Source organism: Streptomyces canarius, assembly GCF_014650735.1.
In the GTDB taxonomy this organism is placed as follows: Bacteria; Actinomycetota; Actinomycetes; order Streptomycetales; family Streptomycetaceae; genus Streptomyces; species Streptomyces olivaceoviridis.
The window spans coordinates 119376-140512 of record NZ_BMVN01000008.1 but is presented as its reverse complement, the minus strand read 5'-3'; the positions used below and the strand labels follow the sequence as shown (position 1 = coordinate 140512).

The window sequence follows — 21137 nt, the reverse complement described above, 5'->3', positions numbered from 1 at the left end:
ATGCCTCGTAGCTTGAAGAAGGGGCCCTTCGTCGACGACCACCTGATGAAGAAGGTGGACACGCAGAACGAAGCCGGCACCAAGAACGTCATCAAGACCTGGTCCCGTCGCTCGATGATCGTCCCGGCCATGCTCGGCCACACGATCGCGGTGCACAACGGCAAGACCCACATCCCGGTGTTCGTCACCGAGTCGATGGTCGGCCACAAGCTCGGCGAGTTCTCGCCGACGCGCACCTTCCGGGGCCACGTCAAGGAAGACCGGAAGTCGAAGCGCCGCTAGCAGCGGATCGCATTCAGACACGTAAGTAACTGAAGGGACAACCATGGAAGCCAGGGCCCAGGCGCGGTACATCCGCGTCACGCCCATGAAGGCCCGCCGCGTGGTGGACCTCATCCGTGGCATGGACGCCACGGAGGCCCAGGCCGTCCTGCGATTCGCTCCGCAGGCCGCCTCGGTGCCGGTGGGCAAGGTGCTGGACAGCGCCATCGCCAACGCCGCGCACAACTACGACCACACCGATGTCGACAGCCTCTTCATCTCCGAGGCCTACGTCGACGAGGGCCCGACCCTGAAGCGGTTCCGTCCGCGTGCCCAGGGCCGTGCCTACCGGATCCGCAAGCGGACCAGCCACATCACCGTGGTCGTCAGCAGCAAGGAAGGAACCCGGTAATGGGCCAGAAGGTAAACCCGCACGGGTTCCGGCTCGGTGTCACGACCGACTTCAAGTCGCGTTGGTACGCCGACAAGCTGTACAAGGACTACGTCAAGGAAGACGTCGCCATCCGTCGGATGATGACGTCCGGTATGGAGCGCGCCGGCATCTCCAAGGTCGAGATCGAGCGCACCCGTGACCGCGTGCGTGTGGACATCCACACCGCTCGTCCGGGCATCGTCATCGGCCGCCGTGGCGCCGAGGCCGACCGCATCCGCGGTGACCTCGAAAAGCTCACGGGCAAGCAGGTCCAGCTGAACATCCTCGAGGTCAAGAACCCCGAGACGGATGCTCAGCTCGTGGCCCAGGCCGTCGCCGAGCAGCTCTCCTCCCGCGTCTCCTTCCGTCGGGCCATGCGCAAGAGCATGCAGTCCGCCATGAAGGCCGGCGCCAAGGGCATCAAGATCCAGTGCGGTGGCCGCCTCGGCGGCGCCGAGATGTCCCGCTCGGAGTTCTACCGCGAGGGCCGTGTGCCCCTGCACACGCTCCGCGCGAACGTGGACTACGGCTTCTTCGAGGCCAAGACGACCTTCGGCCGCATCGGTGTGAAGGTCTGGATCTACAAGGGCGACGTCAAGAACATCGCCGAGGTCCGCGCCGAGAACGCTGCCGCCCGTGCGGGTAACCGCCCGGCCCGCGGTGGCGCCGACCGCCCGGCCCGTGGTGGCCGCGGTGGCGAGCGGCGCGGTCGCAAGCCGCAGCAGGCTGCCGGCGCCGAGGCCCCCAAGGCCGAGGCTCCCGCCGCCGCTCCGGCTGAGAGCACCGGAACGGAGGCCTGACCGTCATGCTGATCCCCCGTAGGGTCAAGCACCGCAAGCAGCACCACCCGAAGCGCAACGGTATGTCCAAGGGTGGGACGCAGGTTGCGTTCGGCGAGTACGGCATCCAGGCGCTGACCCCGGCCTACGTGACGAACCGCCAGATCGAGGCGGCTCGTATCGCGATGACCCGTCACATCAAGCGTGGCGGCAAGGTCTGGATCAACATCTACCCGGACCGTCCCCTCACCAAGAAGCCGGCCGAGACCCGCATGGGTTCCGGTAAGGGTTCTCCGGAGTGGTGGATCGCCAACGTCAAGCCCGGACGCGTCATGTTCGAGCTGTCGTACCCCAACGAGAAGATCGCCCGTGAGGCGCTGACGCGTGCGGCCCACAAGCTGCCGATGAAGTGCCGGATCGTCAAGCGCGAGGCAGGTGAAGCGTGATGTCGGCCGGTACCAAGGCGTCCGAGCTGCGCGAGCTGGGCAACGAGGAGCTTCTGGCGAAGCTCCGCGAGGCCAAGGAAGAGCTGTTCAACCTCCGCTTCCAGGCGGCGACGGGTCAGCTCGAGAACCACGGTCGGCTGAAGGCCGTCCGCAAGGACATCGCGCGGATCTACACCCTGATGCGTGAGCGCGAGCTGGGCATCGAGACGGTGGAGAGCGCCTGATGAGCGAGAGCAACGTGACTGAGAACACCGAAGCCCGAGGCTTCCGCAAGACCCGTGAGGGTCTGGTCGTCAGCGACAAGATGGACAAGACCGTCGTCGTCGCCGTCGAGGACCGTGTGAAGCACGCGCTGTACGGCAAGGTCATCCGCCGTACGAACAAGCTCAAGGCCCACGACGAGCAGAACGCTGCGGGCGTCGGCGACCGCGTCCTCCTCATGGAGACCCGGCCGCTGTCCGCGACGAAGCGCTGGCGCGTCGTCGAGATCCTCGAAAAGGCCAAGTAGTTCCGTAAGGGAACTCCTTACGCAAGGTATTCCTGCGGGGCAGACCCCGCAGGTCAGTTCCGCCAGGCTCGGCAGGGGCTCCCCCTGAAAGGGCAGCCCCTGCCGGGAACCGGCAGACGATCAGGAGATAGACGTGATCCAGCAGGAGTCGCGACTGCGTGTCGCCGACAACACTGGTGCGAAGGAGATCCTTTGCATCCGTGTGCTCGGTGGCTCCGGTCGCCGCTACGCGGGCATCGGTGACGTCATCGTCGCCACCGTCAAGGACGCGATCCCCGGTGGCAACGTGAAGAAGGGTGACGTCGTCAAGGCGGTCATCGTTCGCACCGTCAAGGAGCGCCGCCGCCCGGACGGCTCGTACATCCGCTTCGACGAGAACGCCGCCGTCATTCTGAAGAACGACGGCGACCCTCGCGGCACCCGCATCTTCGGCCCGGTCGGGCGTGAGCTGCGCGAGAAGAAGTTCATGAAGATCATCTCGCTGGCTCCGGAGGTGCTGTAAGCATGAAGATCAAGAAGGGCGACCTGGTCCAGGTCATCACCGGCAAGGACAAGGGCAAGCAGGGCAAGGTCATTGCCGCTTACCCGCGCGAGGAGCGTGTCCTGGTCGAGGGTGTCAACCGGGTCAAGAAGCACACCAAGGCCGGTCCGACCGCCAGCGGTTCCCAGGCCGGCGGCATCGTGACCACCGAGGCCCCGATCCACGTGTCCAACGTCCAGCTGGTCGTGGAGAAGGACGGCCAGAAGGTCGTCACGCGTGTCGGCTACCGCTTCGACGAAGAGGGCAACAAGATCCGCGTTGCCAAGCGGACGGGTGAGGACATCTGATGGCTACCACCACCACTCCGCGTCTGAAGCAGAAGTACCGCGAGGAGATCGCGGGCAAGCTGCGTGACGAGTTCAAGTACGAGAACGTCATGCAGGTCCCGGGCCTCGTCAAGATCGTGGTCAACATGGGTGTGGGCGACGCCGCCCGCGACTCCAAGCTGATCGAGGGCGCCATCCGCGACCTCACCACGATCACCGGTCAGAAGCCGGCCGTCACCAAGGCCCGCAAGTCCATCGCGCAGTTCAAGCTGCGTGAGGGTCAGCCGATCGGTGCCCACGTCACGCTTCGTGGCGACCGCATGTGGGAGTTCCTGGACCGCACCCTGTCGCTCGCGCTGCCGCGCATCCGCGACTTCCGCGGCCTGTCCCCCAAGCAGTTCGACGGCCGTGGCAACTACACCTTCGGTCTCACGGAGCAGGTCATGTTCCACGAGATCGACCAGGACAAGATCGACCGTGTCCGGGGTATGGACATCACCGTGGTGACCACGGCGACCAACGACGAAGAGGGCCGTGCCCTTCTCCGTCACCTCGGCTTCCCGTTCAAGGAGGCGTGAGCGAGATGGCGAAGAAGGCTCTCATCGCGAAGGCTGCTCGCAAGCCCAAGTTCGGTGTGCGTGGCTACACCCGCTGCCAGCGCTGCGGTCGCCCCCACTCCGTGTACCGCAAGTTCGGCCTGTGCCGCGTGTGCCTTCGTGAGATGGCTCACCGTGGCGAGCTGCCGGGCGTGACCAAGAGCTCCTGGTAATCCCGACTTTTAGGGATACCTGGACCTCTCGGTAAGCAACCGGGACGGCAGGGGCGCCTGCCCTCATGGCTTAGGCTAGGAGGGTTGGGCCTCTGCCGCCCTGAACGACTTACTACGCCGTAGGTCCCCGCGCCGCACCCGTCCCGTCCATGTACGGGGAGAGGGATGGCGCATATAGGAAACCCCGGCGAGAAAGGCCACAGGCCAATTCATGACCATGACTGATCCGATCGCAGACATGTTGACGCGTCTGCGGAACGCGAACTCGGCGTACCACGACTCGGTGTCGATGCCGCACTCCAAGATCAAGTCTCACATCGCGGAGATCCTCCAGCAGGAGGGCTTCATCACGGGCTGGAAGGTCGAGGACGCCGAGGTCGGCAAGAACCTCGTCCTGGAGCTGAAGTTCGGCCCCAACCGTGAGCGCTCCATCGCGGGCATCAAGCGGATCTCCAAGCCCGGTCTCCGGGTGTACGCGAAGTCCACCAACCTGCCGAAGGTGCTCGGCGGCCTCGGCGTGGCGATCATCTCCACGTCGCACGGGCTCCTCACCGACAAGCAGGCCGGCAAGAAGGGCGTGGGTGGGGAAGTCCTCGCCTACGTCTGGTAGCAGAAGGGAACGGAGGAAACAGCTATGTCGCGCATCGGCAAGCTCCCCATCGCGGTTCCCGCCGGCGTGGACGTCACCATCGACGGCCGGACGGTCGCGGTCAAGGGCCCCAAGGGCTCGCTGACCCACACCGTTGCCGCGCCGATCGACATCGCTAAGGGCGAGGACGGCACCCTCCAGGTGACCCGCCCGAACGACGAGCGTCAGAGCAAGGCCCTGCACGGCCTCTCCCGCACGCTGGTGGCGAACATGATCACCGGCGTGACCCAGGGTTACGTGAAGAAGCTCGAAATCAGCGGTGTCGGTTACCGAGTGACCGCCAAGGGTTCGAACCTGGAGTTCGCTCTCGGTTACAGCCACCCGATCCTGGTCGAGGCCCCCGAGGGCATCACCTTCAAGGTGGAGACCCCGACCCGTTTCTCGGTCGAGGGCATCGACAAGCAGAAGGTCGGCGAGGTTGCGGCCAACATCCGCAAGCTGCGCAAGCCCGACCCGTACAAGGCCAAGGGCGTCAAGTACGAGGGCGAAGTCATCCGCCGCAAGGTCGGAAAGGCGGGTAAGTAAGCCATGGCATACGGGCAGAAGATCCTCAAGGGCGACGCCTACAAGCGCGCCGCGATCAAGCGCCGTCACATCCGGATCCGCAAGCGGATCTCCGGTACGGCGGAGCGTCCCCGTCTGGTCGTGACCCGCTCCAACCGCCACATCGTGGCGCAGGTGATCGACGACCTGAAGGGTCACACCCTGGCGTCGGCGTCCACCCTGGACGCGTCGATCCGTGGCGGCGAGACCGACAAGTCCGCGCAGGCCAAGCAGGTCGGCGCCCTGGTCGCCGAGCGTGCCAAGGCCGCCGGTGTCGAGGCCGTCGTGTTCGACCGTGGTGGCAACCAGTACGCCGGGCGCATCGCCGCCCTGGCGGACGCCGCCCGCGAAGCCGGGCTCAAGTTCTGAGCCGCTTGTAGCTAGCGGAAAGAGAGAGGTAATCCAATGGCTGGACCCCAGCGCCGCGGAAGCGGTGCCGGTGGCGGCGAGCGGCGGGACCGGAAGGGCCGTGACGGCGGCGCTGCTGCCGCCGAGAAGACCGCGTACGTCGAGCGCGTCGTCGCGATCAACCGCGTCGCCAAGGTTGTGAAGGGTGGTCGTCGCTTCAGCTTCACCGCGCTGGTCGTGGTGGGCGACGGTGACGGCACCGTGGGTGTCGGATACGGCAAGGCCAAGGAGGTGCCGGCCGCCATCGCCAAGGGCGTTGAGGAGGCCAAGAAGCACTTCTTCAAGGTCCCCCGGATCCAGGGCACCATCCCGCACCCCATCCAGGGTGAGAAGGCTGCCGGCGTCGTGCTGCTCAAGCCCGCGTCCCCGGGTACCGGTGTTATCGCCGGTGGTCCGGTGCGTGCCGTGCTGGAGTGCGCCGGTATCCACGACGTGCTGTCGAAGTCGCTCGGCTCCGACAACGCCATCAACATCGTGCACGCGACCGTGGAGGCCCTGAAGGGTCTTCAGCGTCCCGAGGAGATCGCGGCCCGCCGTGGTCTGCCGCTCGAGGACGTCGCTCCCGCGGCCCTGCTGCGTGCGCGTGCCGGGGCGGGTGCGTAATCATGGCGCAGCTCAAGATCACGCAGGTCAAGTCCTACATCGGCAGCAAGCAGAACCACCGTGACACCCTGCGGTCGCTTGGTCTCAAGGGGATCAACACCGTGGTCGTCAAGGAGGACCGCCCCGAGTTCCGCGGAATGGTGCACACCGTCCGCCACCTCGTGACGGTCGAGGAGGTCGACTGATCATGGCGGAGCAGAACCCGCTCAAGATCCACAACCTCCGTCCCGCCCCGGGCGCCAAGACCGCCAAGACCCGTGTGGGTCGTGGTGAGGCGTCGAAGGGTAAGACGGCCGGTCGTGGTACCAAGGGCACCAAGGCCCGCTACCAGGTTCCGGAGCGCTTCGAGGGCGGCCAGATGCCGCTGCACATGCGCCTCCCGAAGCTGAAGGGCTTCAAGAACCCGTTCAAGACCGAGTACCAGGTCGTGAACCTCGACAAGCTGGCCGCGCTGTACCCGGAGGGTGGCGAGGTCACCGTCGAGGGTCTCGTCGCCAAGGGTGCCGTTCGCAAGAACAGCCTCGTCAAGGTCCTCGGCCAGGGCGAGATCTCCGTGGCGCTCCAGGTGACGGTCGACGCCGTCTCCGGCTCCGCCAAGGAGAAGATCACCGCCGCCGGCGGCACGGTCACCGAGCTCGTCTGAGTCCTTCGGACGACTTCTCGATGACGTAAACGATCCCGACCGGGGATACCTCACAATGAGGTATCCCCGGTTGGTCGTTCCTAGGGGGGCAGTGTCGCCGGTAAGGTGGCCTGCACTGTTCTTTTTCGTATTCGTCGAACTCAGACCGTCACCCTTGACGCAGTTGCGCGGGGGTCGCAGGAGGCACCGTGCTCACCGCGTTCGCCCGGGCGTTCAGGACGCCCGACCTGCGCAAGAAGCTGCTCTTCACGCTGGGCATCATCGTGGTCTACCGGGTCGGTACCCACGTCCCGATCCCCGGCGTGAACTACAAGGCAGTCCAGACCTGTGTGAACGAGGCCCAGGGCAACCAGGGCCTGTTCGGCCTCGTGAACATGTTCAGTGGTGGCGCGCTGCTGCAGATCACGGTCTTCGCGCTCGGCATCATGCCGTACATCACGGCCAGCATCATCCTTCAGCTGCTGACCGTGGTCATCCCGCGCCTGGAAGCCCTGAAGAAGGAGGGCCAGGCCGGCACGGCGAAGATCACGCAGTACACCCGCTACCTCACCGTGGCGCTCGCCATCCTCCAGGGCACCGGCCTCGTCGCCACCGCCCGCAGCGGCGCGCTCTTCAGCGGCTGCTCGGTCGCCACGAGCATCGTCCCGGACCAGGCGATCTTCACCACGATCACCATGGTCATCTGCATGACCGCGGGCACGGCCGTCGTGATGTGGCTCGGCGAGCTGGTCACCGACCGCGGCATCGGCAACGGCATGTCGATCCTGATGTTCATCTCGATCGCCGCGACCTTCCCGTCCGCGCTGTGGGCCATCAAGAAGCAGGGCACGCTGGCCGGCGGCTGGATCGAGTTCGGCACCGTCATCGCGGTGGGCCTGGTCATGGTCGCGCTCGTCGTCTTCGTCGAGCAGGCCCAGCGCCGCATCCCGGTGCAGTACGCGAAGCGCATGATCGGACGCCGTTCCTACGGTGGCACGTCCACGTACATCCCGCTCAAGGTGAACCAGGCGGGTGTGATTCCCGTCATCTTCGCCTCCTCGCTGCTCTACATCCCGGCGCTCGTGGCGCAGTTCGCGGGAGGCAAGTCGGGCTGGAAGACCTGGGTCGAGCAGAACCTCACCAAGGGCGACCACCCGATTTACATCACTTCGTACTTCTTGCTCATCGTTTTCTTCGCGTTCTTCTATGTGGCGATCTCCTTCAACCCCGAGGAAGTAGCCGACAACATGAAGAAGTATGGTGGCTTCATCCCGGGCATCCGGGCTGGCCGACCGACCGCTGAGTACCTGAGCTACGTGCTCAACCGGATCACCTGGCCGGGTTCGCTGTATCTGGGTCTGATCGCTCTCGTACCGACACTGGCGTTGGTGGGCTTCGGAGCAAGCCAGAACTTCCCCTTCGGCGGGACCAGCATCCTGATCATCGTGGGTGTCGGCCTCGAGACGGTGAAGCAGATCGAGAGCCAGCTCCAGCAGCGCAATTACGAAGGGTTCCTCCGCTGATGCGTATCGTCCTCGTCGGGCCGCCGGGTGCCGGTAAGGGAACGCAGGCCGTCCGGCTCGCTGAGAAGCTGGGTGTCCCGCACATCTCCACGGGCGACCTGTTCCGGGCCAACATCAGTCGGCAGACGGAGCTGGGCAAGCTCGCGAAGTCCTACATGGACGCCGGCAACCTCGTGCCCGACGAGGTGACGATCGCGATGGCCAAGGACCGCATGGAGCAGCCGGACGCGGAGAACGGCTTCCTGCTGGACGGCTTCCCGCGCAACGTCTCGCAGGCGGAGGCGCTGGACGAGCTGCTGCGGACCGAGGGCATCACGCTGGACGCCGTGCTGGACCTGGAGGTCCCCGAGGACGAGGTCGTCAAGCGCATCGCCGGCCGGCGCATCTGCCGGAACGACTCCTCCCACGTCTTCCACGTGACGTACAGCCCGCCGAAGCAGGAGGGTGTCTGCGACGTCTGCGGCGGCGAGCTGTACCAGCGCGACGACGACTCCGAGGAGACCGTCCGCAAGCGGCTGGAGGTCTACCACACGCAGACCGAGCCGATCATCGACTACTACAAGGCGCAGGGCCTGGTCGTGACGATCTCCTCCCTGGGCCCGGTGGACGAGATCACGCGGCGGGCGCTGGAGGCCCTCAAGCGCGAGAAGGCCGAGAAGTAGCTCCCGGCCCTTCCGGCCGCGGTGCCCTGCCGAGGGTGCCGCGGCCGTACTGTTGTACAGGTACCCAGTCGATGTGAGTGACGGAGAGCGCAGGCCCCCCATGGTGCAGATCAAGACCCCCGAGCAGATCGCGAAGATGCGGGCGGCGGGCCTGGTCGTAGCCGCCATCCACGCGGCCACGCGCGAGGCCGCGGTGCCGGGCGCCACCACCAAGGACCTGGACGAGGTGGCCCGCAAGGTGCTCGCCGAGCACGGCGCCAAGTCGAACTTCCTGGGCTACGGCGGCTTCCCCGCGACCATCTGCACCTCCGTGAACGACGTGGTCGTCCACGGCATCCCCTCCGACGACGTCGTCCTCAAGGACGGCGACATCATCTCGATCGACTGCGGCGCGATCGTCGACGGCTGGCACGGCGACGCGGCCTACACCGCGTTCGTGGGCTCCGGTCACGCCCCGGAGCTGATCGAGCTGTCCCGGGTGACGGAAGAGTCGATGTGGGCCGGTATCGCGGCCATGAAGCAGGGCAACCGCCTGGTCGACATCTCCCGGGCGATCGAGACGTACATCCGCCGCCAGCCCAAGCCGGGCGGCGGCCGGTACGGGATCATCGAGGACTACGGCGGCCACGGCATCGGCACCGAGATGCACATGGACCCGCACCTGCTGAACTACGTCGACCGCCGGCGCGGCAAGGGCCCCAAGCTGGTCCCGGGCTTCTGCCTCGCGATCGAGCCGATGGTGTCGCTGGGCACTCCGCGCACCGAGGTCCTGTCGGACGACTGGACGGTCATCACCACCGACGGCACCTGGTCCTCCCACTGGGAGCACTCCATCGCCCTGACGGAGCAGGGGCCGCTGGTCCTCACCGCCCCCGACGGAGGCAAGGCCAAGCTGGCCGAGTACGGCATCACGGCCGCTCCCGACCCGCTCGCATAGGGATCACCCCCATGGGGCAGACTTCATCGATTCGCCTTTCCGGGTGCGCCGACGTAGACTGACTCGTCGGCTCTCGTGCACCCGCATGTCCGCATGCTCCCGCAAGGGAATCCCAGGGATCGCCTGAGAGTCGATCAAGGTAGTCGATTCGAAGGGCGAAGCGTGGCCAAGAAGCAAGGTGCCATCGAGATCGAGGGCACTGTCGTCGAGTCTCTGCCGAACGCCATGTTCAAGGTCGAGCTCCAGAACGGCCACCAGGTCCTGGCACACATCAGCGGCAAGATGCGTATGCACTACATCCGCATCCTCCCTGACGACCGGGTCGTGGTGGAGCTGTCTCCGTACGACCTGACGCGTGGCCGGATCGTCTACCGGTACAAGTAGATCTTGCCCGCGCCCCGGGCCCGCCCGGTGCGATGGCACTGACCCGGAGAACCTCACCCCATGAAGGTCAAGCCGAGCGTCAAGAAGATCTGCGACAAGTGCAGGGTGATCCGCCGTCACGGCCGGGTCATGGTCATCTGCGAGAACCCGCGCCACAAGCAGCGCCAGGGCTGACGCACGACCATCACCCTCTGCACCTCTATCGCAGAGTTTTCGCGCGACGCGAGCTGAATATGTTCATACGCAGAGCCCGAGCCACCCAGCTCGACACCCCCGGTTCGGAGGCCGGGGACCCGGTTCGTACCTAGTACGGCGGCCGGGAGCCGGTTCTGCGGAAGACCTCCGAAGATTCACCAGGAGCCATTGAATGGCACGCGTTTCCGGTGTCGACATCCCGCGCGACAAGCGCGTGGAGATCGCCCTCACCTACGTGTTCGGCATCGGCCGGACCCTCTCGAAGGAGACGCTGGCTGCGACCGGCGTCGACCCGAACACCCGCGTTCGTGACCTGTCCGAAGAGCAGCTGGTCGCGATCCGCGAGTACGTCGACAACAACATCAAGACCGAGGGTGACCTCCGTCGCGAGATCCAGGCCGACATCCGCCGCAAGGTCGAGATCGGTACCTACCAGGGTCTCCGTCACCGTCGCGGTCTGCCCGTCCGCGGTCAGCGCACCAGCACCAACGCCCGCACCCGCAAGGGCCCGCGTCGCGCCATCGCCGGCAAGAAGAAGCCGGGCAAGAAGTAGTCCGCAGCGGACACCTGTCCACGGTCTTCGCTGTAGGACCGACCACCTCCCTCTAGGAGTTTGTAGATGCCCCCCAAGGGACGTCAGGGCGCTGCCAAGAAGGTGCGCCGCAAGGAAAAGAAGAACGTCGCTCACGGCCACGCGCACATCAAGAGCACGTTCAACAACACGATCGTGTCGATCACGGACCCGTCCGGCAACGTGATCTCCTGGGCCTCCGCCGGCCACGTCGGCTTCAAGGGCTCCCGGAAGTCCACGCCGTTCGCCGCGCAGATGGCCGCCGAGTCGGCTGCCCGCCGCGCCCAGGAGCACGGCATGCGCAAGGTCGACGTGTTCGTCAAGGGCCCGGGTTCCGGTCGTGAGACCGCGATCCGCTCCCTCCAGGCCACGGGTCTTGAGGTCGGCTCCATCCAGGACGTCACCCCGACCCCGCACAACGGCTGCCGTCCGCCGAAGCGTCGTCGCGTCTGACGCTTCCCAGGTCGCTGGTCGCGGGCGGCACGGCTCTTTCGGGTCGTGCCGCCCGTACCCTTGCAGTACCCGCGCTTTTCCGGGCGCGGTCTCCGTCGGACGTCAAATAGCGGGCGTCCACGAAAGAAGGATCTGATCCACACATGCTGATCGCTCAGCGTCCCTCGTTGACCGAAGAGGTCGTCGACGAGTTCCGCTCCCGGTTCGTGATCGAGCCGCTGGAGCCGGGCTTCGGCTACACCCTCGGCAACTCCCTCCGCCGTACCCTCCTCTCCTCGATCCCGGGTGCCGCCGTCACCTCGATCCGGATCGACGGCGTGCTGCACGAGTTCACCACCGTGCCGGGCGTCAAGGAGGACGTCACCGACCTGATCCTCAACATCAAGCAGCTGGTCGTCTCCTCGGAGCACGACGAGCCGGTCGTGATGTACCTGCGCAAGCAGGGTCCGGGTCTGGTCACCGCCGCCGACATCGCGCCCCCGGCCGGTGTCGAGGTGCACAACCCCGACCTGGTCCTCGCCACGCTCAACGGCAAGGGCAAGCTGGAGATGGAGCTGACGGTCGAGCGTGGCCGCGGTTACGTCTCCGCCGTGCAGAACAAGCAGGTGGGCCAGGAGATCGGCCGTATCCCGGTCGACTCGATCTACTCGCCGGTTCTGAAGGTCACGTACAAGGTCGAGGCCACGCGTGTCGAGCAGCGCACCGACTTCGACAAGCTGATCGTCGACGTCGAGACCAAGCAGGCGATGCGTCCGCGTGACGCCATGGCCTCCGCCGGTAAGACGCTGGTCGAGCTGTTCGGTCTCGCGCGCGAGCTGAACATCGACGCCGAGGGCATCGACATGGGTCCGTCCCCGACGGACGCCGCGCTCGCCGCCGACCTGGCGCTGCCGATCGAGGAGCTGGAGCTCACCGTTCGGTCGTACAACTGCCTCAAGCGTGAGGGCATCCACTCCGTGGGTGAGCTGGTCGCGCGCTCCGAGGCCGACCTCCTGGACATCCGCAACTTCGGTGCGAAGTCCATCGACGAGGTCAAGGCGAAGCTGGCCGGCATGGGCCTGGCCCTCAAGGACAGCCCGCCCGGATTCGACCCGACCGCTGCCGCGGACGCGTTCGGTGCCGATGACGACGCGGACGCCGGGTTCGTGGAGACCGAGCAGTACTGAGCGCTCCGCGGGGAGGCCGTACTGCTTCTGCGGGCCGGTTGTGGCTGGTCGCGCAGTTCCCCGCGCCCCTTCCGGGGCGCCCCTTCGGGGACGCCCCGGATCTCCGACGAGCAACCGCTCGCTCGGATACTGACCCCGGTACCTGATACGGCCGGGGCAGACACACAGGAGAAAGAACATGCCGAAGCCCACCAAGGGTGCCCGTCTGGGCGGCAGCGCCGCGCACGAGAAGCTCCTCCTCGCGAACCTGGCGAAGAGCCTCTTCGAGCACGGCCGCATCACCACCACCGAGGCGAAGGCGCGCCGTCTGCGTCCGTACGCCGAGCGTCTGATCACCAAGGCGAAGAAGGGTGACCTTCACAACCGCCGTCAGGTGCTTCAGGTCATCACGGACAAGGGCATCGTCCACACGCTCTTCACCGAGATCGGCCCGCGGTACGAGAACCGTCCCGGTGGCTACACCCGTATCACCAAGATCGGTAACCGCCGTGGCGACAACGCGCCCATGGCCGTCATCGAGCTGGTCGAGGCGCTGACGGTTGCCCAGCAGGCGACCGGCGAGGCCGAGGCCGCCACCAAGCGTGCGGTCAAGGAGGCCGAGGAGGCCAAGGCCGAGGAGACCACGGTCGAGGAGACCGAGGCCCCCGCCGAGGAGTCCAAGGACGCCTGAGGCTCTGCCTGACGCGGGAAGCGGGTTCGCCCTTCGGGGCGGGCCCGCTTTCGCGTACTTGAGAGGATCTGTACGTGAGTGACGAAGTACAGCCCGGCCATGTCCGTCTCCGTCTCGACCTGTCGTACGACGGCACCGGCTTCCACGGCTGGGCGAAGCAGGCCGGTGGCAGGCGGACCGTGCAGGGGGAGATCGAGGACGCCCTGCGGACGGTGACCCGGTCCCGGGAGACCTATGAGCTGACGGTCGCCGGGCGGACCGACGCCGGGGTGCACGCGCGCGGGCAGGTGGCGCACGTGGACCTGCCCGAGGGTGTCTGGCGTGAGCATCACGAGAAGCTGCTCAAGCGGCTCGCCGGCCGGCTGCCGAAGGACGTGCGGGTGTGGGCGCTCAGACAGGCGCCGAGCGGTTTCAACGCGCGGTTCTCGGCCGTGTGGCGGAGGTACGCGTACCGGGTGACCGACAACCCGGGCGGTGTGGACCCGCTGCTGCGCAGCCATGTGCTGTGGCACGACTGGCCGCTGGACGTGGACGCCATGAACGAGGCCGCCCGTGCGCTGCTCGGGGAGCACGACTTCGCCGCCTACTGCAAGAAGCGGGAAGGGGCGACCACGATCCGCACGCTCCAGGAGCTGAGACTGGTCCGGGGGGAGGACGGGATCATCACCGCCACCGTGCGCGCGGACGCCTTCTGCCACAACATGGTGCGGTCGCTGATCGGCGCGCTGCTGTTCGTGGGGGACGGGCACCGGGGGCCGGAGTGGCCCGGGAAGGTGCTGGCCGCCCGGGTGCGGGACTCCGCCGTGCATGTCGTACGGCCGCACGGGCTGACGCTGGAGGAGGTCGGCTATCCGGCCGACGAACTGCTGGCGGCCCGGAGCAAGGAGGCGCGGAACAAGCGGACCCTTCCCGGAGCATCGCGCTGCGAAACCTGTTAGTTACGTTGCATTTCGCTGAGCTTATGCCACATGTCTGGACTTACCGGACGTAACCCTTCTTGGCAGCCCTTACGTGTTCCATACCTCTCGGATACAGTTGCGCCTCCCGGCCAGAAGTTCGACAGGGGTGGCCGGGGTTGGCTGGGGGGTCGACGGGCGGCCGGTTACGCCCGGGGTTGGACAACGGCATGACTTCAGTGGGTTCCGTGCGGACCGGGGGGCGGCGCGCGGCGCGCCGGAGTGGCGGGCGGCGACGGGCCGGGCGGGGCGGGAACCCCGCGCTCGGACTGCTGCCGCTGCCGCCGACGGACCGGGAGAAGTACTCCTACGCGCACCGGCACCTGTGGATCCTGACCATCAGCTCGCTGGTCAGCTTCTGCTGTCTGGTGGTGAGCCAGTTCAAGCTGGCCCAGTCCACGCCTGTGCTGTGGATCTACACGCCGCTGCTGGTGTTCACGGTGGTCTACTACCTGGTGTCGCTGCGGGTGAACGGCTTCACCCGGGACTTCGACATCGCCCACCACCGGCGGCTGGTGCAGAACTGGCGGCCCGAGGTCTACCCGTCCGTCGACGTGTTCCTGCCGGTGTGCGGGGAGCCCATCGAGGTGCTGCACAACACCTGGCGGCACGTGCGGGCCATGGCCGACCGGTACCCCGGGGTCTGCGTGCCGTTCGTGCTGGACGACGGCGCGAGCCCGGAGCTGGCCGCGATGGCCCGGGACTTCGGGTTCCGCTACGGCACCCGGGAGAACCGGGGCTGGTTCAAGAAGGCCGGCAACCTGCACTTCGGCTTCGCCCAGTCCGACGGCGAGTACATCCTCATCCTGGACGCCGACTTCACCCCGCGCGCCGATCTGCTGGAGGAACTGCTGCCGTACATGGACGCCGACCCGCGGATCGGCATCGTCCAGTCCCCGCAGTACTTCCGGGTGCTCGACTCGCAGAACTGGATCGAGCGCGGCGCGGGCGCGGTGCAGGAGCTGTTCTACCGGTCCGTGCAGGTGTCGCGGCAGGGCAGTGACGGCGCCATCTGCGTCGGTTCCTGCGCGATCTACCGGCGGGCGGCCCTGGAGACCAACGGCGGCACCACCCTGATCGAGCACTCCGAGGACGTGCACACCGGCTTCGACCTGCGCGGGCTCGGCTGGGACCTGAGGTACGTCCCGGTCGCGGTGTCCACCGGGGTGTGCCCGGACACCGCGGGCGCCTTCTTCAACCAGCAGTACCGCTGGTGCTCGGGCTCGATGAGCCTGCTCGGCAGCCGCAAGTTCTGGCAGGCGAAGATCAGGATGTCGAGCCGGCTGTGCTACATGTCCGGGTTCTTCTACTACATCCACACCGCGCTGTTCACCTTCGCGGCGCCGGTCATCCCGATCGTGCTGCTGCTGATGATGCCGGAGAAGCTCAAGGTGGAGCATCTGCTCCTGGTGCTGCCCAGCATCCTCTACACCACGATCGTCTTCCCGATGTGGCACCGGGCGCCGTACCGCCTGGAGGCGTGGGCGGCCCGCATGATGTACGGCTGGGCGCACGTCTTCGCCATCTGGGACATCCTGCGCAAGAACCGGATGGGCTGGCAGCCGACCGGTTCCTCCGGCGCCAAGAAGAACAAGACGCGGCGCTTCTGGATCGGGATGTGGGCCTGGAGCGGCGGCACGGCACTGATCTGGGTCACCGCGGCGGTGTACCGGACGTTCACCATGAACGCCCCGGACTTCGCCCTGATCCTGTCCTCCGGGTTGTTCTACGCGCTGGTCGTGGGCCGGGTCCTGGTCCAGCCGCGCTCGGGGGCGGAGGCCGCCTGATGCGACTGAAGAAACGATTCCGCAGCGACCGTACGGCCCGGCCCGGCCGCGGCCGTACGCTCCGGTTCCACCGCCGCCGGCCGGCCCGCGCCGCGCTGGCCGGCGTCCTCGCCGGTGTCCTCGCGCTGAGCGGCTGCTCGCTGCTCGGCGACGACTCCGGCGACTCGCCGGCGTCCGGCGGCACCGCCGCCCCGCACGCCACGGCGGGCGCCGGCCAGGACGTCCCCTACGACGTCACCCCCCTGCTGAAGCCGGCGAAGAAGTACTTCGGCGCGTCGGTGCCCGGCGCGCCGACCTCCATGAAGAACGTCGACGCGTACACGAGGATGACCGGCAAGCAGCCGAACCTGGTCGAGTACTACGCCGGCTGGGGCGACGGCTTCGACGCCACCGGGGTGCGCAACGCCTGGGCCGAGGGCGCGCTGACGCTGATGTCCTGGGAGCCCTTCGACACCCCGCTCGCCGACATCGCGGCGGGCGAGTCGGACGCGTACCTCAAGAAGTACGCGACCGCGGTCCGCGAGCTGAACCTGCCCGTGGTGATCGACTTCGCGGACGAGTTCAACGGCCACTGGGAGAAGTGGGGCACGAAGGACGTGACCCCGGCCCAGTACGTGGCCGCCTGGCGGCACATCCACCAGACCTTCGTGGACGCGGGCGCCACCAACGTCATCTGGGCCTGGTCGCCCAACATCGTCAACCCGGTCCCGGACGTGAAGCTCAAGCCGTACTACCCGGGCGACGCCTATGTCGACTGGGTCGGACTGATCGGCTACTTCACCGCCGGCGAGGACAACTCCTTCGACAGCGTCTTCGGGACCACCCGCGACCGGGTCCGCACCTTCACCAAGAAGCCGATCCTGCTGCTGGAGACCGGCGCCGTGCCCGGCGAACGGCGGCGGGCCGACATCCGCAACCTGTTCGCGGGCGTCGCGGCGGACGACGACATGCTCGGCTTCATCTGGTTCAACCACAAGAAGCGCGCCGACTGGCGGCTGGAGGCGAGCCCGCTGGCGCTGAAGGAGTTCAAGCGCCTGGCCGCCGACGACCGGTTCGGCTTCGACGTACGGAAGCCGTCATGAGTTCACGACCCGAGTACTACGTCCCGCAGCCGTACGACCCGTACGCGGACGACGACCCGCAGGGCGGCTGGTTCAACTCCGACGGCTACGTCACGCGCCGGTCCCAGGGCTACGAGACGGCCCAGGGACAGGGGACACCCCAGGGGTACGACGCCGTCCAGGCCCACGACGCCGCCCAGGGGTACGACGCCCCCCAGGAGTACGACTACGACCCCCGGACCCCTGCGTACCAGCAGCAGGACGACCAGCCGACGTACGCCCTGCACACGGTCGCCGAGCCGGCGGCGCCCGCCGAGCCCGGGTACACCGTGCCCGAGACGCCCGAGGTCGGCTGGGACATGGCCGCCAGCCGGCGGCGCGCCTGGGTCAGCCGGGCGGTGCTGCTGTTCGTCCTGGCCGTCCAGGCGGTGCTCTCGCTGCGGCTGTCCAACACGGCGTTCCAGGACGAGGCCCTGTACCTGGCCGCCGGACACGCCGAGTTGCAGCACCTGCTGCACGGCACCCCGCTGCCCATCGACTACGGGGCGTACTTCTCCGGCTCGCCGCAGCTGTACCCGGTGCTCGCCGCCGCCGTCGACGGCCGCTTCGGGCTCACCGGGGCCCGTGTCCTGAGCCTGGCCTTCATGCTGGGCACCACCGCGCTGCTGTACTCCTTCACCCGGCGGCTCTTCAACGAGCGGGCCGCGCTGGCCGGCGCGGCGCTCTTCGCCGTGGTCCAGTCGACCGTCGTCATGGGGTACTTCGCCACCTACGACGCCGCCGCGGTGTTCCTGCTGGCCCTGGCCACCTGGATCGTCGTCCGCACCGACCGGGCGCCCGTGGCCGCCGTGCTGCTCGCCGCGCCGGTCGCCGTCCTCGCCGTCGGCGTGAAGTACGCGGCCGCCCTGTACCTGCCGACTATCGTCGTGCTCGCCCTGCTCACCGGCTGGCCGCACAAGGGCGGCAAGGCATTCCTGCGGATGCTGCTCCTCGCGCTCGGCATCGGCGCCCTGCTGGCGGCCGGCATGTACAGCACCGACCTGCTCGACGGTGTGCGGCAGACCACGACCAACCGCGCCCACGGCTCCGACAGCGCCGCCTTCCTGCTCCAGCGGTCGGCCCAGTGGGGCGGCCTGATGTTCCTCACGGCCGTCGGCGGCGCCCTCTCCTACGTGCGGCGCAGCCGGATGAACGAGTCGCCGGCCGCCCAGCGGCTCGGCAACCCCGGCTGGCGCTGGCGGGCCCTGCTCGGGCTGGTGCTGTGCGGCACCGCGCTGCTCGCACCCGCCTACCAGATGCACCTGGGGACCGTGGTCTCGCTGTTCAAGCACGTCGGCTTCGGCCTGCTTTTCGCCGCGCCGATGGCCGGTGTCGGCGTGACCCGGCTGATCGGAGCGCACTTCCGCTACCCCCAGCTCGGCATCATGCTGTGGACGGCGACGCTCTGCCTCGGCATCCAGCAGGCGGACTGGCGCTTCGGCGTCTGGCCCGACTCCTCGAAGATGATCCAGGTCATCGACTCCCACGTGGACCGCAAGGGCCACTACCTCGCCTCGACGCCCGAGGTGCCCGTCTACTACCTGCGCGACAAGACCAGCCACCGGCAGTGGCAGGGCGTCTTCGCGCTGGAGTACACGGACCGGAAGGGCACGTACCACAAGGGTGACGCCGCCTACCGCGCGGCGCTGCGCGACGGCGAGTTCGACCTGATCGTCCTGGACGGTCTCACCAACCCCCGGGTGGACGCCGTCGTCGCGGACGCGGTCAAGGGCAATCCGCACTACCGGCTCCTCGCCGACCTGCCCTTCCGCAACTCCAGCGGCACCGGCCACTACCGCATCTGGGTCAAGACCGCCTGACGCACCCGAAGGATCCGAAGCAAGAAAGGCCGTTCCCTTGCGGCTCACCGTCATCGGCACCGGCTACCTCGGTGCCACCCACGCCGCCTGCATGGCGGAACTCGGCCACGACGTGCTCGGCGTCGACGTCGACCCGGAGAAGGTCGCCGCGCTGAGCGCAGGCCGCGTGCCCTTCCACGAGCCCGGACTGCCCGAGCTGATCGCGAAGCACACCGCGAGCGGCCGGCTGCGCTTCACCACCTCCTTCGCCGAGGCCGGGTCCTTCGGCGAGGTGCACTTCGTGTGCGTCGGCACCCCGCAGCGCGCGGACTCCGGCGCCGCCGACCTCAGCCACGTCGACGCCGCCTTCGCCGCCCTGGCCGCGCACGCGGCGCCCGACGCGCTGGTCGTGGGCAAGTCCACCGTGCCCGTCGGCACGGCGGAGCGGCTGGCGCGGACGTACGCCACCGAGGTCGCCTGGAACCCGGAGTTCCTGCGCGAGGGCTTCGCGGTCGAGGACACGCTGCGGCCGGACCGGCTGGTGTTCGGCGTGGAAAGCGCCCGCGCCGAGACGATCCTCCGCGCGGTCTACGCCCCGGTCCTCGCCGCCGGCACCCCGCTCGTCACCGCCGACTTCCCGACCGCCGAGCTGGTCAAGACGGCCGCCAACGCCTTCCTCGCCACCAAGATCTCCTTCATCAACGCGATGGCCGAGGTCTGCGAGGCGGCCGGCGGCGATGTGCGCACCCTCGCCGAGGCGCTGGGCCACGACGACCGGATCGGCCCGCAGTTCCTGCGCGCCGGGATCGGCTTCGGCGGCGGCTGCCTGCCCAAGGACATCCGCGCCTTCGCGCACCGCGCCGACGAACTGGGCGTCCCGCTGACGTTCCTGCGCGAGGTCGACGCGATCAACATGCGGCGCCGGGACCGGGTGGTGGAGCTGGCCCGCGAGCTGTGCGGGCCGGACGTGCTCGGCGCCCGGGTCACCGTCCTCGGTGCCGCCTTCAAGCCCGGCTCCGACGACATCCGGGACTCGCCGGCGCTGGCCGTGGCCGCCCGGCTGCGGCTGGAGGGCGCCGATGTCACCGTCCACGACCCCGAGGCGATGGACAATGCCCGCAAGGCGTTCCCGTTGCTCGGGTACGCGCTGAGCCTGGAGGACGCGCTGCGCGGGGCCGACCTGGTGCTGCATCTGACCGAGTGGCCGCAGTTCCGGGCGATCGACCCGGAACGGGCCGCGGCGCTGGTGGCCCGCCCCCGGATCGTGGACGGACGAGGGGTGCTCGACGCGGACCGCTGGACCGCGGCGGGCTGGCGGCTTTGGGCGCTGGGCACTCCGGCGCCCGCAGGGGAGGGACACTGATGGCACAGGGCGAGCTGCCGGTCACCGTGGTGATGCCGACGTACAACGAGGCGGCGAACCTGCCGGGGATGGCCGAGGCGGTGCTGGGACTGCCGCTGGACGGGCTGCGTCTGAAGGTCGTCGACGACTCCAGCCCGGACGGCACCGGGCGGATCGCCGAGGAGCTGGCGGCGCGGTACAACAGCGGCGGGCGGCGCCGGATGAGCGTGCTGCACCGCACCGAGAAGGACGGGCTGGGACGGGCGTACACGGCCGGGATGTCCGCCGCGCTGGCGGAGGGCGCCGCGTACGTCGTCCAGATGGACGCCGACGGCAGCCATCCGGTGGAGGCCGTGCCCCGCATGCTGGAGGCGGCCCTCGCCTCCGGCGCCGGTCTCGTCGTGGGCAGCCGGTACGTCGAGGGCGGCTCGCTGGACGAGCGGTGGGGCGCGCACCGGGTGCTGCTGTCCCGCTTCGCCAACCGGTACGCGCGCGCCGTGCTCGGCACCGAGATCCAGGACATCACGGCCGGCTTCAACCTGTGGTCGGCGGCGACGCTCAGGGACGTGGACCTGTCGTCCCTGGACAGCGCGGGCTACAGCTTCCAGGTGGAGCTGAAGTACAAGGCCGTACGCGCCGGGCACACGGCCGTGGAGATCCCGATCCGGTTCGCCGAGCGGACGGAGGGTGCCTCCAAGATGACCCTGCGCACCCAGCTGGAGTCGGCCGTGGTGCCGCTGCGGCTCCGGCTGAAGCGGCAGTAG

General features: G+C 68.1%; 31 protein-coding genes. All 31 read left to right on the top strand.

Annotated elements, in window-relative coordinates; all coding sequences use genetic code 11:
• The 31 genes from rpsS (at position 1) to IE294_RS14140 (ending at position 21137) form a co-directional block, all read left to right on the top strand.
• Entirely contained in the window at positions 1 to 282 is a 282-nt protein-coding gene (gene rpsS / locus IE294_RS14290; protein WP_030641188.1) for a 30S ribosomal protein S19, read from the top strand.
• Positions 283 to 325: 43 nt separating this feature from the next.
• A complete protein-coding gene (gene rplV / locus IE294_RS14285; protein ID WP_006130776.1) occupies positions 326 to 673 on the top strand; it encodes a 50S ribosomal protein L22 in 348 nt (115 codons plus the stop codon).
• On the top strand, positions 673 to 1494 hold the full coding sequence (gene rpsC, locus IE294_RS14280) for a 30S ribosomal protein S3 (RefSeq protein ID WP_014674374.1): 822 nt from the start codon (positions 673 to 675) through the stop codon (positions 1492 to 1494). Before rplV ends, rpsC begins: the two co-directional genes overlap by 1 nt.
• A gap of 5 nt (positions 1495 to 1499) precedes the next feature.
• Entirely contained in the window at positions 1500 to 1919 is a 420-nt protein-coding gene (gene rplP, locus IE294_RS14275; RefSeq protein WP_009190136.1) for a 50S ribosomal protein L16, read from the top strand.
• Positions 1919 to 2143 carry a 50S ribosomal protein L29 gene (gene rpmC / locus IE294_RS14270; protein WP_003974259.1) on the top strand — a complete coding sequence of 75 codons (225 nt, stop codon included), beginning with the start codon at positions 1919 to 1921 and terminating at the stop codon, positions 2141 to 2143. Before rplP ends, rpmC begins: the two co-directional genes overlap by 1 nt.
• Positions 2143 to 2427 carry a 30S ribosomal protein S17 gene (rpsQ, locus tag IE294_RS14265; RefSeq protein WP_014674375.1) on the top strand — a complete coding sequence of 95 codons (285 nt, stop codon included), beginning with the start codon at positions 2143 to 2145 and terminating at the stop codon, positions 2425 to 2427. The genes rpmC and rpsQ overlap by 1 nt, the downstream gene beginning before the upstream one ends.
• A gap of 133 nt (positions 2428 to 2560) precedes the next feature.
• On the top strand, positions 2561 to 2929 hold the full coding sequence (gene rplN, locus IE294_RS14260; protein ID WP_003998823.1) for a 50S ribosomal protein L14: 369 nt from the start codon (positions 2561 to 2563) through the stop codon (positions 2927 to 2929).
• A gap of 2 nt (positions 2930 to 2931) precedes the next feature.
• Positions 2932 to 3255 carry a 50S ribosomal protein L24 gene (rplX, locus tag IE294_RS14255; protein WP_014674376.1) on the top strand — a complete coding sequence of 108 codons (324 nt, stop codon included), beginning with the start codon at positions 2932 to 2934 and terminating at the stop codon, positions 3253 to 3255.
• Entirely contained in the window at positions 3255 to 3812 is a 558-nt protein-coding gene (rplE, locus tag IE294_RS14250) for a 50S ribosomal protein L5 (RefSeq protein ID WP_030345436.1), read from the top strand. The genes rplX and rplE overlap by 1 nt, the downstream gene beginning before the upstream one ends.
• 5 nt (positions 3813 to 3817) lie before the next feature.
• A complete protein-coding gene (locus IE294_RS14245) occupies positions 3818 to 4003 on the top strand; it encodes a type Z 30S ribosomal protein S14 (RefSeq protein ID WP_003948630.1) in 186 nt (61 codons plus the stop codon).
• Positions 4004 to 4214: 211 nt separating this feature from the next.
• A complete protein-coding gene (gene rpsH, locus IE294_RS14240; protein ID WP_014674378.1) occupies positions 4215 to 4613 on the top strand; it encodes a 30S ribosomal protein S8 in 399 nt (132 codons plus the stop codon).
• 24 nt (positions 4614 to 4637) lie between these two features.
• Entirely contained in the window at positions 4638 to 5177 is a 540-nt protein-coding gene (rplF, locus tag IE294_RS14235) for a 50S ribosomal protein L6 (protein WP_031167089.1), read from the top strand.
• A gap of 3 nt (positions 5178 to 5180) precedes the next feature.
• A complete protein-coding gene (gene rplR, locus IE294_RS14230; protein WP_058081557.1) occupies positions 5181 to 5564 on the top strand; it encodes a 50S ribosomal protein L18 in 384 nt (127 codons plus the stop codon).
• Positions 5565 to 5600: 36 nt separating this feature from the next.
• Positions 5601 to 6206, top strand: a complete 606-nt coding sequence (rpsE, locus tag IE294_RS14225; protein WP_019753099.1) for a 30S ribosomal protein S5 — start codon at positions 5601 to 5603, stop codon at positions 6204 to 6206.
• A gap of 2 nt (positions 6207 to 6208) precedes the next feature.
• Positions 6209 to 6391, top strand: a complete 183-nt coding sequence (gene rpmD / locus IE294_RS14220) for a 50S ribosomal protein L30 (RefSeq protein ID WP_003998814.1) — start codon at positions 6209 to 6211, stop codon at positions 6389 to 6391.
• 2 nt (positions 6392 to 6393) lie between these two features.
• Positions 6394 to 6849, top strand: coding sequence for a 50S ribosomal protein L15 (rplO, locus tag IE294_RS14215; protein ID WP_014674382.1), 456 nt, complete (start codon positions 6394 to 6396; stop codon positions 6847 to 6849).
• A gap of 188 nt (positions 6850 to 7037) precedes the next feature.
• On the top strand, positions 7038 to 8351 hold the full coding sequence (secY, locus tag IE294_RS14210; RefSeq protein ID WP_189885905.1) for a preprotein translocase subunit SecY: 1314 nt from the start codon (positions 7038 to 7040) through the stop codon (positions 8349 to 8351).
• Positions 8351 to 9013 (top strand): adenylate kinase, encoded by a 663-nt coding sequence (locus IE294_RS14205; RefSeq protein WP_014674384.1) that lies wholly within the window; start codon positions 8351 to 8353, stop codon positions 9011 to 9013. The genes secY and IE294_RS14205 overlap by 1 nt, the downstream gene beginning before the upstream one ends.
• Positions 9014 to 9113: 100 nt before the next feature.
• Complete coding sequence (map, locus tag IE294_RS14200) at positions 9114 to 9950, top strand: type I methionyl aminopeptidase (protein WP_014674385.1); 837 nt, start codon at positions 9114 to 9116, stop codon at positions 9948 to 9950.
• Positions 9951 to 10112: 162 nt separating this feature from the next.
• Positions 10113 to 10334, top strand: a complete 222-nt coding sequence (gene infA / locus IE294_RS14195; protein WP_003948620.1) for a translation initiation factor IF-1 — start codon at positions 10113 to 10115, stop codon at positions 10332 to 10334.
• A 60-nt stretch (positions 10335 to 10394) separates the two neighbouring features.
• Positions 10395 to 10508 carry a 50S ribosomal protein L36 gene (gene rpmJ, locus IE294_RS14190; protein ID WP_003998809.1) on the top strand — a complete coding sequence of 38 codons (114 nt, stop codon included), beginning with the start codon at positions 10395 to 10397 and terminating at the stop codon, positions 10506 to 10508.
• A gap of 193 nt (positions 10509 to 10701) precedes the next feature.
• The gene (gene rpsM / locus IE294_RS14185; protein ID WP_014674386.1) at positions 10702 to 11082 is read left to right on the top strand and encodes a 30S ribosomal protein S13; all 381 of its coding nucleotides are present in this window, start codon (positions 10702 to 10704) and stop codon (positions 11080 to 11082) included.
• 66 nt (positions 11083 to 11148) lie between these two features.
• Complete coding sequence (gene rpsK, locus IE294_RS14180; RefSeq protein WP_003956432.1) at positions 11149 to 11553, top strand: 30S ribosomal protein S11; 405 nt, start codon at positions 11149 to 11151, stop codon at positions 11551 to 11553.
• A gap of 143 nt (positions 11554 to 11696) precedes the next feature.
• The gene (locus IE294_RS14175) at positions 11697 to 12719 is read left to right on the top strand and encodes a DNA-directed RNA polymerase subunit alpha (protein ID WP_003966937.1); all 1023 of its coding nucleotides are present in this window, start codon (positions 11697 to 11699) and stop codon (positions 12717 to 12719) included.
• 178 nt (positions 12720 to 12897) lie between these two features.
• On the top strand, positions 12898 to 13389 hold the full coding sequence (gene rplQ / locus IE294_RS14170; protein ID WP_189816460.1) for a 50S ribosomal protein L17: 492 nt from the start codon (positions 12898 to 12900) through the stop codon (positions 13387 to 13389).
• A 74-nt stretch (positions 13390 to 13463) separates the two neighbouring features.
• Positions 13464 to 14327, top strand: a complete 864-nt coding sequence (gene truA, locus IE294_RS14165; protein WP_189885903.1) for a tRNA pseudouridine(38-40) synthase TruA — start codon at positions 13464 to 13466, stop codon at positions 14325 to 14327.
• 386 nt (positions 14328 to 14713) lie between these two features.
• The gene (locus IE294_RS14160) at positions 14714 to 16132 is read left to right on the top strand and encodes a glycosyltransferase family 2 protein (RefSeq protein ID WP_058083980.1); all 1419 of its coding nucleotides are present in this window, start codon (positions 14714 to 14716) and stop codon (positions 16130 to 16132) included.
• Positions 16132 to 17214 carry a glycoside hydrolase family 26 protein gene (locus IE294_RS14155; RefSeq protein ID WP_229917158.1) on the top strand — a complete coding sequence of 361 codons (1083 nt, stop codon included), beginning with the start codon at positions 16132 to 16134 and terminating at the stop codon, positions 17212 to 17214. Before IE294_RS14160 ends, IE294_RS14155 begins: the two co-directional genes overlap by 1 nt.
• Complete coding sequence (locus IE294_RS14150; RefSeq protein ID WP_189885901.1) at positions 17211 to 19052, top strand: glycosyltransferase family 39 protein; 1842 nt, start codon at positions 17211 to 17213, stop codon at positions 19050 to 19052. Before IE294_RS14155 ends, IE294_RS14150 begins: the two co-directional genes overlap by 4 nt.
• Before the next feature lie 37 nt (positions 19053 to 19089).
• Positions 19090 to 20394: a UDP-glucose dehydrogenase family protein gene (locus IE294_RS14145; RefSeq protein ID WP_189885899.1), complete on the top strand. Its 1305-nt coding sequence runs from the start codon at positions 19090 to 19092 to the stop codon at positions 20392 to 20394.
• Positions 20394 to 21137, top strand: coding sequence for a polyprenol monophosphomannose synthase (locus IE294_RS14140; protein WP_189885897.1), 744 nt, complete (start codon positions 20394 to 20396; stop codon positions 21135 to 21137). The genes IE294_RS14145 and IE294_RS14140 overlap by 1 nt, the downstream gene beginning before the upstream one ends.